The sequence below is a fragment of the Catenulispora sp. GAS73 genome (assembly GCF_041262085.1).
GTDB lineage: Bacteria > Actinomycetota > Actinomycetes > Streptomycetales > Catenulisporaceae > Catenulispora.
In genome coordinates this window covers 120,745-135,438 of record NZ_JBGCCM010000022.1, presented here as the reverse complement: position 1 = coordinate 135,438, position 14,694 = coordinate 120,745, and the positions used below count along the sequence as shown (strand labels likewise).

The following is a 14,694-nucleotide window of genomic DNA, read 5'->3' as shown; positions in this document are numbered from 1 at the left end:
CTGATGCTCAGGTTGCCCTACCGCAACCCGTCGAAGAACTCCCCGATATCCGCGGCCAGCACGTCCGGCACCTCCATCGCCGCGAAGTGCCCGCCGCGCGGGAACACCGTCCAGCGCTCGATCCGGTACAGCCGCTCGTACCACGAGCGCGGGACTTCGCCTTCGGGCACGAACTCGTTCGCGAACACCGCCATCGCGGTCGGCACGCGCACCTGGTCGGCGGGGCCGATCGGGCTGCCGTGCCAGCGGTTGTCGTAGTAGTCGCGCATCGAGGTGGTGATCGAGTCCGTGGCCCAGTACAGGGTCAGCATGGTCAGCAGGCTGTCGCGGCCGAAGGTGGCGTCCAGGTCGCCGCCGCTGTCGGACCAGGAGCGCCACTTGTCCAGGATCCACGCGGCCAGCCCGGCGGGGGAGTCGTTCAGGGCGTAGCCGAGGGTCTGCGGGCGCGTCGACTGTACGGCGCTGTAGCCGCGCTCGGTCTCTTCCCAGCGCTCCAGATGCTCGACGTACGCCTGCTCCTGTGGTGTCAGCGGTGCGGAGCCGGGGCCGGTGTAGGGCGCCAGCTCCGGGGTGCTCAAGTGGATCCCGATCACGCGCTCGGGCTCCACCAGCGCCATCTGCGTGGCCACGCCAGCGCCGAAGTCGCCGCCGCACGCCCCGTACCGCTGGTATCCGAGTCCTTGCATGAGCTCGTGCCACAGGCCCGCCACGTACCGCCGGTCCACACCGGCACGCGCCGGCCGCTGCGAGAAGACGTAGCCCGGCAGCGAGGGCACGACCAGGTCGAACCGGTCGCCGAGCCGGTCGACCAGCCCGAGCAGCTCGGCGAAGGTGCTCGGCCAGCCGTGGGTGAGGATCAGCGGGATCCGGTCGCTGCCGCCTTCGTCGCCACCACGGTGATGCACGAAGTGGATCGGCGTCCCGTAGACCTCGGCGACCCGGTGCTGATACCGGTTGAGCTCACGCTCCGCCTTGCGCCAGTCGAACCCGTCGGCCCAATACGCCAGCAGTTCTCGCAGATACCCCGCCTCGACGCCCTGACTCCAGGCATCGCCGGGCGCCGGGTCCGGCCACCGGGTCCGGGCGATCCGCTCGCGCAGATCGGTCAGTACAGCGTCGGGCACAGCGATGGCGAACGGATCAACGCGCATGCTCAGTCCGTACAGTAGGGGCTCTGGTTCGACGTGCTCAGGCTCATCAGCTTCCATTTGTCATTATCGGACAGGATGTTCACCTTCAGGCACGCGTGCTGGTTCGCCGCGTCTTTTGCCGCGTGCGCCAAGTAATCCAGGCTGATGCCCTCGCCGAGCAGGCACAGGATCCCGCCGCACAGCACCATCACCGCCGCGTGCAGCGCCACCGTGCTCAGGATCGGGTGGGCAGAGACCGTGCTGGACAGGGTGCTGGTGTCGCCGCGCGAGATGAAGCGTACGCAGGGCGGGGCCCCGCAGATCTTCTGCGCGTCACCGGTCGTCGACGCCGAGGAGGCCACCACGGTCGTGCCGCCGGATGAGCCTCCCGAGGAGCCCGAGCCCGAACCCGAGCTCGAATCGGCGGTCGATTTGCACGCCGCGGCGAAGACCAGCAGCAGCGTCAGGATCAGTGCCAGTCCACCCCTGGTCCGGGCACTCGTGTGATCGGCCATGTCCACCCCCCACCGTTCATTTACAGGCCTTCGTCCACATTAGCGTGGCGGCGTCGTCTGTTCCGGGCCGATTCAGACCCTTGACGGCGTGCGGTGCCCTGGGTAGGTTCACCGCACGTCTCGTTAGGAACCTTTCCTAACTAAGGAGGGGGCACCCATGGTTTCCAGGGCACGACCACGTATCCGCCGCCACCGCAAGGCCGTCGCCGCGCTCACCGCCGTCGGCCTGGCCGGTCTGGCGGTCGGCACCGCGACCGTCCTGTCGCAGCCCGCGCAGGCCGCCACCACCGGGCTGGTCCGGGTGGACCAGGCCGGGTTCCTGGCCGGCGACGTGAAGCAGGCGTACCTGATGACCGGCGCGGCGGTGTCCGGGGCGTCGTTCTCGGTGCTGAACGCCGCCGGGGCGACCGTGTTCACCGGCAAGGTCGGCGGGACCAGCCTCGGCAAGTGGAACACCGCCTACCCGGACGTCTACCCGATCGTCTTCAGCGGGCTGAAGACCCCGGGGACGTACCACATCAAGGTCGCCGGGAGCGCCGCGGGCACCTCGCCGTCGTTCACCGTGACCAGCGCCGGCTCGCTGTACGGCAAGCTCGTCGCCGACGGCGTCACCTTCTTCCAGACCCAGCGCGACGGCTCGGACGTCATCGCCGGCGCCCTGAACCGGCAGCCCTCGCACCTGCACGACTCCTCGGCGAGCGTCTACGCCTGGCCGACGTTCGCCGCCGGCGGCTCGGACACCATCACCACCTCGGACCTGACCAAGCTCAGCGGCACGGTCGACGTCTCAGGGGGCTGGTTCGACGCCGGGGACTACCTGAAGTTCTCCAACAACGAGGCCTTCGGCGACATCACGCTGCTGGCTGCGCAGCGCGCCCTGGGCTCCGCGGCCCCGGCCACGCTGTCCGCCGAGGCGCACTACGGCGAGACCTGGCTGAACAAGGCCTGGAATCAGAGCACGAAGACACTGGTGCTGCAGGTCGGCATCGGCACGGGCAACTCCGCCGGGACGTTCTTCGGCGACCACGACCTGTGGCGGCTGCCCCAGAAGGACGACGGCGACACCGCCACCGCCGACCGGTACGCCGCCGCGCACCGTCCGGCGTTCCTGGCCGCGAGCCCCGGTGGCAAGATCAGTCCGAACATCGCCGGGCGCGTGGCCGCCGCGTTCGCCCTGGCCGCGCAGGTGGACGCCGCCGGCAACCCGACGCAGGCCGCCGCCGAGTACCGGGCCGCCGCCTCGGTCTACGCCCAGGCCGACACCAGCGCCCCGCCGAACCCGCTGACCACGGCGCTGCCGAACGCGTACTACCCCGAGCCGATCTGGCACGACGCGATGGAGTTGGGCGGCGCGGAACTCGCGCTGGCGGCGCAGAAGCTGGGGCACAGCTCGTCTTCGTACCTGTCGCAGGCGGCCACCTATGCCAAGGACTATCTGGCCTCTGACACCGGCGACACGTTCAACCTGTACGACAACAGCGCCCTGGCGCACGCCGACCTGATCAAGGCGATCGCCGCCGCGGGCAGCCCCTCGGGCTTGGCGGTCACTCCGGCCGCGCTGACCGCGGACTTGAAGCGTCAGGTGAAGTCGGCGGCGAGCAAGGCGGCCTCCGACGTCTTCCACGCCGGCGGTAACTACGCCGACTTCGACGTCGACGCGCACACCTTCGGGTTCCTCACCGAGGAGGCGCTGTACCGGCAGGCCAGCGGGGACACCTCGTTCGCGGCGTTCGCCACCGAGCAGCGCGACTGGCTGCTGGGGGCCAACGCGTGGGGGCTGGCGTTCATGGTCGGGGAGGGCAGCAACTTCCCGAAGTGCATGCAGCAGCAGGTGGCGAACCTGTCCGGGAGCCTGACCGGCACCGGCGCGATCGCGACCGGCGCGGTGATGAACGGGCCGAACAACACCAGCAACTTCGCCGGCGGCCTGGGCTCCTACCAGACCGGGATGAAGCAGTGCCCGGTCGGCGGGACGGACGCGTACAACAAGTTCACCGGCCGCAGCAGCCGCTTCTCCGACGACGTCCGCTCCTGGCAGACCGACGAACCGGCGCTGGACATGACCGGCTCGGCGGTCCTCGGCGCGGCGATGCAGGAGACGCTGGGCGGCTGAGCCCGCGCGGCGTGCGAGTGCGGCCCCTGATGCTGGCGGATCAGGGGCCGTCGGCGTTCCGGAACACCACCCAGCGCATCACGCAGTACATGTAGATACCCTCGGCAAGCCCCGAAACGACGCGCGCCACCGCGAACCCAACCCCGATCGACGTCAGCCCACTGCCGACGCCGAGCACGAAGACCAGATAGTTGACCCCGACGGCCACCGCATACCGCGTGGTCTGCGCCCCAAGCGCACCGTGCGACCGGAAGTTGAACGCCCGATTCAGCACAAAGCTCAGCGCGAACGCGGCGAGGTAGGAGACGGTGACCGCCGCCGGATAGGGCCAGTGCAGCACGCGGTGCGCCAGCGTCAGCAACACGAGGTCCACTGAGAAGGTGAACCCGTTGATGACGGCGAACCCCAGCAGACTCGGCGCGACTACGCGCGAAAGCCCAAAGGGCAGCCTGGCGACGACCGCGACCATCAACGCATGAAAGCGCCGACCCCGGCGCGCCGCGCGCTCGGCCGACGGGGACTGGACGGCGACGTTCTCCTGAACCACCCGGGCAGGGTAGTGGCCCGAGCGGTCTTCTTCGCGAACATTCGGCAACAGGTCGCTCTCGCGGGGCGCTGAGCTGGGCTTCGATCGGCGCGCGCCAGGCCTCGCCACGGCTCGCCGGTGGTGCTGGCTGGGGCCGCCGCCAGGCCTGCGTCTGCCCTCGCGCGTGCTGCCGCAGTTCGGCAGTGCTCACCGCACCGGCCGTCAGCCCCGCGCCTAGCCTCGCGTGTGCTGCCGCAGTTCGGCAGTGCTCACCGCACCGGCCATCAGCCCCGCGCCTAGCCTCGCCGCCCGCTTGCTGGAGTACCTTGTGCTGCCTGCCGCAGTCTGGCCCCGCGCGCGCCCGTGGCGCCGCCGAGCTGCCGATTGGTTTGCTTGCTTGCGCAGCGCCTTAGCCTCGCAGGCTGCCGCAATTCGTAGGTGTTGCCGCCGATCTTGCTGCTGCTGCCGCGCCAAGCCTCGCCGCCTGCGCGCTGCGCTACCGCCGACAGGCTTTCCGGCCGGCACAGCGCGGCACCTAGCCCCGGAAGTAGTCCCGAATCAGCTGCTCCACCGTCAGCGAAGCCGCCAGCGCCGCCGCCCCGGCCAGCACCGCGCCGCTGCCCAGCGCCGAGGTCTCCAGCCGCGGCGGGTACGGCAGCCGTACCGCCAGCCGCTCGGCCACCGGTGCCAGCAGCAGGTCGCCGTTCAGTCCGATCCCGCCGCCGAGTACCACCAGCTCCACGTCCACCACCGCCGCGGCCACCGCGACGTAGTTCGCGATCCGGCGCGCCTCTTCGCGGACCACGTCCAGTGCCCCGGCGTCGTCGGCGCGGGCCAGTTCGAAGACGCGCTCCATGGCCAGGTCGTGTTCGTCGGGGAGTTTGTCCGCCGCGTACTGCAGGATCGCCATGGCGCAGGGGTCCATCGACGTCGGGACTTCCGGCTCCAGGCCGTCCGGGCCTTCGACGAAGTCGGGTTCGAAGGCGCTGTCGAGTTCGCCGGCCGCGCCCTTGAAGCCGCGTACCAGGTTGCCGCCGAGGACCAGGCCGGCGCCGACGCCGGTGCCGATGGACAGGAACAGGAAGCTGTCGGCGCTGCCTCCGCTGCCGCGTGCGTACTCGCCGTGCGCCGCCAGGTTGATGTCGTTCTCGACCGTGACCGGGGTCTGCAGGGCCTCGCTGAACTTCTCGCGTGCGGCGAAGCCCTCCATGCCGCTGACGTTGGCCGCCTGCGACACCCGGCCGTCGCGGCGGTCCACCACGCCGGGGACGCCGATCACCGCGTGCTTCACCGAGGCCGGGTCCACGGCGGCGGTCTTGACCAGCTCCTTCGCCAGCTGGACCGCCGCGCCGACCATGGCGTCGGCGTCCAGGCCGTCCACTTCGGCGTCGCGGCGCAGCACCTCGGCGCCGTCCAGGCCGACCAGCGCCGCGCGCAGGTGGCGGGCGCCGACGTCGAAGGCCACCGCGTGCGCCGCCTCCGGGCGCGGCTTGAAGAACACCGCGCCGTAGGTGAAGCCGCGGGAGGCGTCGGCGGTCTCCACCACCAGCCCGATCTGCAGCAGGTCCTCCAGGACCGCCGAGACGGTGGGCTTGGAGATCCCGGTGGCGCGCGAGATCTCGGCCCGGGAGATCGGCGCGTTCTCGCCGATCACGCGCCACACCGTGCGCAGGTTCAGCTCGCGGACCGTGGCCGAGGTGGCCGGGGCCGGGGTCGGCCGCGCGCCGGATGTGTTCATCGTCCCAGGATAGGGAACCGGTTCGGGCTGGTCGATCATCGGCCCTCAATCCTCGCCGTCCTCGCCGCCGGAGCCGTACCCGGCGTCGCCCCCGGCCGTGACCGCGCTGCGGATGTCCGCGGGGGTTCCGGGGACGAGTTCGAGGTCGTCGATCCAAGCGGCATCTGCTGAGTAAACAGCACGGAACGGCCTGCCCACCAGCCGGGGATCCCTCGCTTGCAGATAGCGCAGTTCGAAGAACTTCCCACCGCCGGGCTCCTCGGCCACGCCGTCGACCACGACCTTCCCGCCGGTCGTGGACATCACCGGGCCGCGCACCGTCCGGGCCAGGCCCGGCAGGGTGCTGTAAGCGTCGCGGAACAGCTCCGCGGCGCGCGCCAGCGGCACCTTGAAGTAGTCGCGCGGGCCGGTGTCGCGGGCCACGAACATGTAGTACGGCACGGCCCCGGCGCGCTGCTCGGCCCGCCACAGCCGGGCCCAGGCCGCGGCGTCGTCGTTCACCCGGCCGATGACCGGGGCCTGACAGTAGACCACCGCGCCGGTGTCGCGGATCCGCGCCAGGGCGGTGCGGGCGATGGCCGGCTCCAGCTCCACCGGGTGGCTCAGGTGCGCCATCACCGCCGGGGTCTTGCCGGCCTCGGCGATCTCCTCGAACAGCCGCAGCGTGGCGTCGGCGTCGTGGTCGGTGACATACCGGTGCGGCCAGCTGGCCACCGACTTGGTGCCGATCCGCACGGTCTGCAGCGACTCCACGGCCAGGAACGGCTCCAGGTGCCGCCGCAGCCGCTCGGCGGTCATCACCATCGGATCCCCGCCGGTGACCAGCACGTCGGTGATCTCCGGGTGCCGCCGCAGGTACTCCACGGTCCGGGACGGCTCGGGGGCCGCGAACCGCAGCTCCGGCTCGCCGACGAACTGCGCCCACCGGAAGCAGTACGTGCAGTAGGCGTGGCAGGTCTGGCCGGCCGAGGGGAAGTACAGCAGGGTCTGTTCGTACTTGTGCTGGACGCCGGGGATCGGGCCGGCGGAGTCGCCGGGCACGTTCAGGTCCTGCTGGTGCTCCGGATGCGGGTTCATCCCGGCCCGGATGCCCGCGATCGCCCGCGCCAGCTCCCCGGCGTCGCCGCCGTCGCGGGCCCGGGTGAGCAACGCCTCGTCGTCGGGGGAGAGCATGCCGGGCTGCGGGAAGAACAAATGGAAGATCGGGTCGGCGTCCGGTTGCGACCAGTCGATCAGTTCACTGAGAACGTACTCGTTGACCCGGAAGGGCAGGACCAGGGAGAACAGGCGGACGCTCTCGCGGAGTCGGGATCGGAGTCCGTACTTCGCGGCGATGTCGTCCAGCCGGTTCGGGCCCAGGGCCTGGAACCGGTTGCCGGCCGAGCGGCCGGCGGCGGTGTGCTGCACAGCCTGACGCTACCCGACGCCGCCGACCGATGGATCCGAGGTCCGCAGCAGGAGATAGGCCGTGTCGGGGATCTCCCCGTAGATCCGCCGGAACGCCGCGTCCAGCACCGCCCCGACCTCGTGCCGGTCGGCGGCCTCCAGCTGGTAGTCCTGGCCGCGGTTGGCGGCGGCGACCTCGCCGACCGCCCGCCGCATGAAGCGCTCCACGCGGCGCGAGGCCACGAAGCGGCGGCCGTCGTCGAGGTCGACGAAGCGGACCAGGTAGGTGCGCTCGATGTTGTCGTCCGCGACGGTGATCGGGGTCAGCGCCTGGTGCGGCGCGGCAGCGTGCCAGACCGCCTGGAAGCGGTTGTTGACGAAGGACCCCAGCGCGCTGTCGACGGTGACCTCCAGCTGCTCGGCGCGGCCGGAGAGCTTGCCGACCGGGTAGAACGACACCAGCGCGCGGTCGTCCCAGCGGTACATCGTGATGTCCGGACCGGAGGAGTACAGCCGCACCTGGAAGTCGGCGGCCATGCCCAGGCCGCGCGGGCCGCCCTGCTGTTCGAAGGCGCGGTGCAGCCGGGCCACGGTCTCCAGGTTGCGCTCCAGCATCGGGCCCAGCTCGTCGGCCCGGCCCAGTTCCAGATCGCGCTGCTCGGCGGCCATGGTGGTCGGGTTGATCAGCAGGACCCTGATGGACACCCCGCGCGCCACGGCCGCGCGCACCATCGCCTCGAAGCGCTGCGCGTACGGCTCGGCGAGCAGGTTCGAGTACGTGTCGAGGATCCGTACGACGCTGGTCGCGCGGCCGGCGTGGGCCAGGAACTGCGAGTAGTCCAGCTCGGCGTGCTCCCGGACGCCGCCCTGCCCGGCGCGCTCGATGATCGGGGTGATCACGTAGATGGTGAACACCGCGCCGATGAGGTCGGCGGCGGTGTTCAGCGCGAAGTTCGGCCAGTACGGCGCGACGGTGCGGCCGATCCAGCCCAGCGTGAGGATCGCGGCCAGACCCACGACCAGCCCGGTGATCCAGCGCGGGTCCGGCGCGCGCCGACGCAGCCGCGGCAGCGGCCGCAGCCACCGGATCAGGGGTATGCGACGCGATCGGGACGCCTCACGGCGCGCAAGCGCGCGGCGGCGGCGTCGGTCGTCGTCATCTGCGCCTCTGTAGTCCCCGAAAGCCATGCTGCCGAAGGCTACTGGTGATGATCCATCTCTGCCAGACCTCGCGGGTTGCTCGCAGTTGTCGATCGGCTACCGTGCCGGGTGCCGGGGCGCCGGCCAGTCCGTTCCGCGCAGCATCGCGTCGGTTCCGCCGTCGCAGAACAGGACCGAGCCGACGATGAAAGAGGCCTGATGCGACAGCAGGAACGCCACGGCGGCGGCGACCTCTTCGGGGCGTCCGGGGCGGCCTGCCGGGATGGCCTTCTCGAAGGCCGCGATGCCGTCGGCGGTGAGGTCGTCGGTGCGGTTGGCGCGGGTCATCGGGGTGTCGATCATGCCGGGGGCGACGGCGTTGAGCCTTACGCCGTCGGCGATCCAGTCGGCGGCTCGGGTGCGGGCGTACCAGGCCAGCGCGGCCTTGGTGGCGGGGTAGGCCTGCACCGCGGCGAGGTCGCCGTGGGTGTCGGCCAGCGCCCGGGCCGTCGGTTCGTCGCCGGCCAGACAGGCCTCTGCGATCTCGACCGGCCAGCCCGGCTGGCAAGTGGTGGAGTTCGACGACGGCAGCACGACCGCGCCGCGTCCGGCGGCTTTCAGCGCCGGACGCAGGCCTTCGAGCAGGGCGATGGCGCCGAAGTAGTTCACCGAGACCAGCAGCGAGCCGGGGCGTCCGGTGGCCGGTGCCAGGCCGGCGAAGGGGAGCAGGCCGTCCAGGCGACCGTCGCAGTGTTCTGTGATGGCGGCGATCGCGGCTGAGCGGCCCTCCTCGGTGCCCAGGTCGGCTTCGACCTCGGTGCCGGCCAGGTCCACGCCGATGACCCGGTGGCCGTCGTCGGCCAGCCAGGCGGCGAGCGTCGCGCCGATGCCGGAGGCGGCGCCGGTGATGGCGATGGTGGACATGGCGCGGAGCGTATGCCGGATCGGTATTGAATGTAAGAGCCCTCAATGTCTCTGGCATGTTCGCGGGCGCCGCTCTATGGTCCGCGCCGTGATAACCCCCGCTGCCCCTGATACGCCCGACGTCCTGGCCCCGGCGACCCTCGGGCCGGTTCGGCTCCGCAACCGCGTGATCAAGTCCGCCACCTTCGAGGGCGCCACCCCGCATGGCCTGGTTACCGACGAGCTGATCGCCTACCACCGGCGTCCGGCCGCCGGCGGCGTCGGCATGACCACCGTCGCCTACCTGGCCGTCTCCCCGGAGGGACGCACCGAGCGTCGGCAGATCCACTGGCGGCCCGAGGCCGTGCCGGGGCTGCGCGCGCTCACCGACGCCGTCCACGCCGAGGGCGCCGCGGTCTCGGCGCAGATCGGGCACGCCGGACCGGTGGCCGACGCGCGCTCGAACCGTGCCGCGGCCCTGTCCTGCTCGCCGATGCTGAACCCGATCAGCTTCCGCCGCACCCGCGCGGCGAGCGCCGCCGACATCGAGCGGATCACCGCCGATCACGCCCGGGCGGCCCGGCTCGCCGTCGAATCAGGGTTCGACGCCGTCGAGATCCACCTCGGCCACAACTACTTCGCCAGCGCCTTCCTTTCCCCGCGCCTGAACAAGCGCGACGACGAGTACGGCGGCCCGCTCGCCAACCGCGCCAAAGTCGCGCTGGGCTTGGCGCGCGCCGTCCGGGACGAGGTCGGCGACCGGATCGCGGTCACCGCGAAGCTGAACATGGAGGACGGCTATCCCGGCGGCCTGCGGATTGAGGACAGCTTGCAGGTCGCTCAGTGGCTGCAAGAAGACGGCACACTGGATGCGCTGGAGCTGACTGCCGGCAGTTCCCTGATGAACCCGATGTACCTGTTCACCGGGGACGTGCCGTTGCGGGAGTTCGCCGCGCAGTTCCCGCCGCTGCCACGGCTCGGAATTCGCTTGTTCGGCAAGAAGTTCCTGCGCGCCTATCCCTATCAGGACACGTATTTGATGGAGCGCGCGCTGCGCTTTCGGGCCGAACTCACGCTCCCCTTGATCCTGCTCGGCGGCGTCACGACCCGCGCGACGATGGACCGGGCGATGGTCGCCGGATTCCAGTACGTGGCGATGGCGCGTGCCCTGCTGCGCGAACCGGATCTGGTGAACCGCATCGCCGCCGACGCCTCCACGCCGTCGCTGTGCATCCACTGCAATCGCTGCATGCCGACGATCTACACCGGGACTCGGTGCCCTGAGATCGGGTGACGTCTGCCCCAAGGCTCCTTCCGATTGACGTTTCAACCTGCGGCGGGGCCGTGGCGCACCGGCCGCTCGACCGCACGCTCAGCGTCCCCCGAACGGCGCATGGCGGCTCGCCACCCCTCGGCGGCCCGGAGCAAGGATGGCGGAGGTGTTCGACACCAGGCGTCGCCTCGGGTCGGCGGGATATCCTCTCGCCGCGACGGCGCTTTCTGAATCCCCCGAGGGGGAATCATGATCTCTGGTCGAATCGCTTCCCGGATCGGTGTGGGACTCGGCGCGCTCGCCCTCGCCAGCGCCCCGCTGGCGGCCTCCGCGGCCACCGCCGCGCACGCGCCGGCCAAGGCCCCGGCCAGCTGCAGCAACAAGGGCTGCAACGGCAAGGACCCGCAGGCCACCGGTTGTTCGCAGACGTTCCAGGCTCGGAACATCCGGACCGCGAACATCATGAGCCACGGCAAGAAGGTCGGCTGGGTCGAACTACGGTGGTCTCCGTACTGCGGCAACAACTGGGCCCGCGTGGTCTCCGCGGTCGGGACGGCCAACCTGGCCGCCACGGCCACCCGCTCCGACGGCGCCAAGATGTCCGCCAGCGGCAAGGGCGCCGTGTTCTGGACGCCGATGATCTTCGGCCGCGACCTGTGCGTTTCGGCGACTGGCACCGTCAACGGGGCCACCGCCACCACCTCGTGCGGATGACGGCGGGCGCAACCAGGCGCATAGTGGAGGCAGTGACGGCCGCGCGGTTTGGCGCCGCGTGACCGGACCGGAGGACTTTTCCCCCCAGAAGCGGGGCGGGCCGCACGACATTGGCGGCCCGCCCCGCACCTTTGTGGTCACAGGTGCTCAGATCAGGGGCAGCAGCTCTGTCAGGGAGCTGATGACCGGCACGTGCACGTCCTCCGGCGTCGTCCTGGAATCGTCCGGCCGGATCATCGCGCGGCCCTGATATCCCAGCGCGATGGCGGCCGCGACCAGCTCCGGATCGTCGTCGACGAACAGGCAGTCGGCCGGTGCCAAGCCCAGGGCTTCGCTGGCGTGGTGGTACATCCGCGGATCAGGCTTGGTGCAGCCGAGGACTTTCGAGATCGCGTAGGCGTCGAAGAAACCGCCGAGGCCGATGGCGGCGTGCAGATCGGGCAGGTTCGGCCAGGCGTCGGACACGACGGCCATCGGGACGCCGCGCTCGCGCAGCTCCGTCAGGGTCTCGATGACCTCGGGGAAGGTCTCCAGGAGGGTTTCCGGCGGGACGTCCCGCACCAGCGCGGCCAACAGCTCCGGTGACGCCTGAAGGCCGACGTGTGTCAGCATCGCGCGATGGTAGTCGTCGTGGTCCGGGGTGGAAGTGCTGGCGGCCATGAAACGGTCGCCTTCGCGGACAGCTTCGGCCAGCTCTTCGTCGGTGACGTGCGGGACATGCGCCTTCACCGTCGCCTCGAAGTCGGCGCGGGGATTCCACCGGCCGCCGATGGGTTGCATCAGGACGCCGCCGGAGTCGAGCAGAAGTGCCTTCGGAACTTGGGGTGCCTGGGGAACCTGAGGAGTCTGCGTCACAGCCCTGATAGTAGATCGCCATACCGCGCGACCTGATCCAATGCGCGCGCCGGCGGGAAGCGCAGATCCTCGGGGCTCTTCGCCGCCGCCAACTGCTCCCAGGTCACCGGCGTCGACACCGCCGGATGCGGCGTGGCGCGCAGCGAGTAGGGCGCGATGGTGGTCTTGGCGTGGGTGTTCTGCGACCAGTCCACGAACACCTTCCCGGGCCGCTCCGCCTTGGACATGCTGGAGACCACCAGGTCGCGGTGCGTGCCCTCCAGGGCTCGGGCGATGGTGTGCGCGAGCTCGCGGGCCTGCTCGCCGGTGACGCCTTCCAGCGGCGCGTACAGGTGCAGGCCCTTGGCGCCGGAGGTCTTCGCCGACAGCTCCAGGCCGTGCGCGGACAGCAGATCGCGGGCGGCCAGCGCGACCCGCACGCAGTCCACCACCGTGGCCGGCGCCCCCGGATCCAGGTCCAGCACCAGCAGGTCGTGGTGCTCCTGGTCGGAGACCCGCCACTGCGGGACGTGGAACTCGATCGCCGCCAGGTTCGCCGCCCACATCAGCGAGGACAGGTCGTCGATGAGGACGTACTCGACCTTCTTGCCGGAGCTGGTCGCCGCGATGTCGGCGGTGCGGATCCAGGACGGCCGGTGCGCCGGCGCGTGCTTGGCGAAGAACCCTGAGGCGTCCACGCCGTCCGGGTAGCGGATGAAGGTCACCGGCCGGTCGGTCAGGTGCGGCAGCATCGCCGGGGCGACGCGCGCGTAGTAGTCGAGGATCTCGCCTTTGGTGAAACCGTCCTCGGGATACAGGACTTTGTCGAGGTTGGTCAGCTTCACCGCCCGGCCGTCGATCTCAATGGTCTGCGATGCTTGGGCGTCAGGACTCACGGACCACCTCCGTGGCGTCCTTGTCGGGGCGGATGCCCTTGAAGACCGGATGACGCAGGCGGCCCTTCATCGTCCACTCACCGAACCTCACCTCGGCCACCACGACCGGCTCGACCCAGGTGGCCACGCGGGCGTCGACGGCGTCCACGGCCGTCGCGAACGGGCTTTCAGGCGTCGCCAGCTCCGACAGCGCCTCCAGCAGGACTCTGCGATCGTGCTCGGTGAACCCGCTGCCGACTTTGCCGACGTAGCGCAGGTGTCCGGCGTCGTCCGGGATGCCGAGCAGCAGCGCGCCGACTTCGCGAGGCGGGCGTCCGGGAACGGCGCCGTGGCCCTTCAGCGGCGTGAAGCCGCCGATGACCGCGTCCTGGGTGGCGGTCAGCTTGACCTTGCGCCAGGCCGGAGACCGCGTCCCCGGCTGGTACGTCGAGTCCAGGCGCTTGGCCACGATGCCTTCCAGGCCGGCCTGACGCGCCGCTTTCAGCACGTCGGCGACCGGTGTGTCAGGGAACGAAGGCGACGTCTGCCAGTGCGGTCCGGACAGCTCCAGGGACTCCAGCAGTTCGCGGCGGTCCTGGTAGGGGAGTTCCAGGGTGGAGCGGCCGTCCAGGTGCAGTAGGTCGAAGATCAAGTAAGAGGCCGGATTCGTCCGGGACAGCCGCGTCGCTTCCGATCCGCTGGTGCCGAAGCGGGGTTGCAGGGCGCCGAAGCTGACCTTGCCGTCGTCGTCCAGGGCGATGATCTCGCCGTCCAGCAGGAGTTGGGCGCTGCTGACGGTCTTGGCCAGGGCCTTGATCTCCGGGTAGGTGTCGGTGACGTCGTTGCCGTTGCGTGTTCGCAGCCGGGCCCGGCCGCCCTCGACGCGGCACAGGGCCCTGATGCCGTCCCATTTGAACTCGGCGGCCCAGCCGGTGCCGGTCGGGGCGGTGCCGGGGATCGCCAGCATCGGGCGCAGGTTGTCCGGGGGCGCGGCGAAGTCAGGGTCCTGACCTTTCTCGCGGTGGATCATCCAGTCCGAGCTGCCGGCGCCGCCGGTGCGGAACAGGGTGTAGTGGCCGGACAGGCGTTCGCCAGTCAGTTCGACTTTGATCTCGTCCTCGGTCCACTTCTCCGGGACGTAGGTGCCTCGGTCGTAGGTGGCGACGGTGCCCGCGCCGTACTCGCCGGCCGGGATGCGGCCGGTGAAGTCGGCGTATTCCACCGGATGGTCCTCGGTGCGCACGGCACGGTGGTTGCCTCTGGGATCGGTGGGGACGCCCTTCGGCAGGGCCCAGGAGACCAGGACGCCGTCGTGTTCCAGACGGAAGTCCCAGTGCAGGGCGGTGGCGTGGTGTTCCTGCACCACGAAGATCGGCTGCTTGCCCCGCCGCTTCCTCGGCGGCGTCTCGGGAACCGGCTCCGGCGTGCGCGCGGCGTCCCGCTTGGCGCGGTACTCGTGCAGCCGGTCGGGTTCCGGCGCTGCGGCAGGAGGCACGGCTCCATGACATCCCGGGCCCGGCCGGGGTGCGAGTCCGGATGATCCGAAT

The 14,694-nt window shown here is 70.8% G+C and carries 13 protein-coding genes; 3 read left to right on the top strand and 10 right to left on the bottom strand.

What is annotated here, in order from left to right; all coding sequences use genetic code 11:
- Nucleotides 1–17: 17 nt before the first annotated feature.
- Together ABH935_RS30460 and ABH935_RS30455 are read right to left on the bottom strand one after the other, a co-directional pair.
- A complete protein-coding gene (locus ABH935_RS30460; protein WP_370381384.1) occupies nt 18–1,151 on the bottom strand; it encodes an epoxide hydrolase family protein in 1,134 nt (377 codons plus the stop codon).
- A gap of 2 nt (nt 1,152–1,153) precedes the next feature.
- Nucleotides 1,154–1,645 (bottom strand): hypothetical protein, encoded by a 492-nt coding sequence (locus ABH935_RS30455; RefSeq protein WP_370381383.1) that lies wholly within the window; start codon nt 1,643–1,645, stop codon nt 1,154–1,156.
- Nucleotides 1,646–1,802: 157 nt separating this feature from the next.
- Here ABH935_RS30455 and ABH935_RS30450 point away from each other — a divergent pair, with 157 nt between their 5' ends.
- Entirely contained in the window at nt 1,803–3,758 is a 1,956-nt protein-coding gene (locus ABH935_RS30450; protein ID WP_370381382.1) for a glycoside hydrolase family 9 protein, read from the top strand.
- A gap of 40 nt (nt 3,759–3,798) precedes the next feature.
- On the opposite strand, the gene ABH935_RS30445 is transcribed toward ABH935_RS30450, so the two are convergent.
- From ABH935_RS30445 to ABH935_RS30425, 5 genes are all read right to left on the bottom strand, one after another.
- Nucleotides 3,799–4,227, bottom strand: a complete 429-nt coding sequence (locus ABH935_RS30445; RefSeq protein WP_370381432.1) for a GtrA family protein — start codon at nt 4,225–4,227, stop codon at nt 3,799–3,801.
- Between the two features lie 592 nt (nt 4,228–4,819).
- Nucleotides 4,820–6,022, bottom strand: a complete 1,203-nt coding sequence (locus tag ABH935_RS30440) for an ROK family protein (RefSeq protein ID WP_370381381.1) — start codon at nt 6,020–6,022, stop codon at nt 4,820–4,822.
- A gap of 45 nt (nt 6,023–6,067) precedes the next feature.
- Nucleotides 6,068–7,429: a KamA family radical SAM protein gene (locus ABH935_RS30435; protein WP_370381380.1), complete on the bottom strand. Its 1,362-nt coding sequence runs from the start codon at nt 7,427–7,429 to the stop codon at nt 6,068–6,070.
- Between the two features lie 9 nt (nt 7,430–7,438).
- Entirely contained in the window at nt 7,439–8,596 is a 1,158-nt protein-coding gene (locus ABH935_RS30430) for a hypothetical protein (protein WP_370381379.1), read from the bottom strand.
- Between the two features lie 69 nt (nt 8,597–8,665).
- Nucleotides 8,666–9,472: an SDR family oxidoreductase gene (locus tag ABH935_RS30425; RefSeq protein ID WP_370381378.1), complete on the bottom strand. Its 807-nt coding sequence runs from the start codon at nt 9,470–9,472 to the stop codon at nt 8,666–8,668.
- 88 nt (nt 9,473–9,560) lie between these two features.
- On the opposite strand from ABH935_RS30425, the gene ABH935_RS30420 reads away from it, so the two are divergent.
- The gene (locus tag ABH935_RS30420; protein WP_370381377.1) at nt 9,561–10,745 is read left to right on the top strand and encodes an NADH:flavin oxidoreductase; all 1,185 of its coding nucleotides are present in this window, start codon (nt 9,561–9,563) and stop codon (nt 10,743–10,745) included.
- 228 nt (nt 10,746–10,973) lie between these two features.
- The gene (locus ABH935_RS30415; protein ID WP_370381376.1) at nt 10,974–11,438 is read left to right on the top strand and encodes a DUF2690 domain-containing protein; all 465 of its coding nucleotides are present in this window, start codon (nt 10,974–10,976) and stop codon (nt 11,436–11,438) included.
- A gap of 147 nt (nt 11,439–11,585) precedes the next feature.
- Here the strand turns inward: ABH935_RS30415 and ABH935_RS30410 are convergent, their stop codons facing one another.
- The 3 genes from ABH935_RS30410 to ligD (ABH935_RS30400) are packed head-to-tail and all read right to left on the bottom strand — an operon-like array spanning nt 11,586 to nt 14,642.
- Entirely contained in the window at nt 11,586–12,293 is a 708-nt protein-coding gene (locus tag ABH935_RS30410) for an HAD family hydrolase (protein ID WP_370381375.1), read from the bottom strand.
- Complete coding sequence (gene ligD, locus ABH935_RS30405; protein WP_370381374.1) at nt 12,290–13,168, bottom strand: non-homologous end-joining DNA ligase; 879 nt, start codon at nt 13,166–13,168, stop codon at nt 12,290–12,292. Before ligD (ABH935_RS30405) ends, ABH935_RS30410 begins: the two co-directional genes overlap by 4 nt.
- Entirely contained in the window at nt 13,158–14,642 is a 1,485-nt protein-coding gene (ligD, locus tag ABH935_RS30400) for a non-homologous end-joining DNA ligase (RefSeq protein ID WP_370381373.1), read from the bottom strand. The genes ligD (ABH935_RS30405) and ligD (ABH935_RS30400) overlap by 11 nt, the downstream gene beginning before the upstream one ends.
- Between the last annotated feature and the right edge of the window lie 52 nt (nt 14,643–14,694).